At 65.5% G+C, this 333-nt stretch carries 1 protein-coding gene; it reads left to right on the forward strand.

Going from position 1 to position 333, the window contains the following annotated elements:
• Positions 1-96: 96 nt before the first annotated feature.
• Positions 97-333, forward strand: a 237-nt coding sequence (locus ACLD7X_RS19590) for a transposase (protein ID WP_411425348.1), incomplete at its 3' end; no start/stop codon positions are given.

Consider the following 333-nt stretch of genomic DNA (forward strand, 5'->3'; position numbering starts at 1 on the left):
CGCATTCGGCGCTCCAGGGGCGTACGCCCCTGGAGGTCCTCCAGCAGTGGAGAGCGGCCTGACGACCCACCAGCTCTCAGAAGAACTGGACCAGCAATGGGGGTCACGTCATCGGTTCCCGGGATTGGCAGGATCCTTGCTGCCCAGATCCTGGGTCGCCTGGGTGATCCCGGGCGGTTTCGATGCCTGGCCGCAGCCAGGGCCTACTCCGGCTTGATCCCCAGACAAAACAGCTCAGGGCGCAGCAGTGCTGGCGGAGGCCCCAGCAAGAAAGGGGATGCCTGCTTGCGGGAAGCGCTGTTCCTGGCGGCCAATCAGGTCCGCCGTTTCGAT

The sequence above is a fragment of the Aphanothece microscopica RSMan92 genome (genome assembly GCF_046613545.2).
Taxonomy (GTDB): Bacteria; Cyanobacteriota; Cyanobacteriia; order PCC-6307; family Cyanobiaceae; genus NIES-981.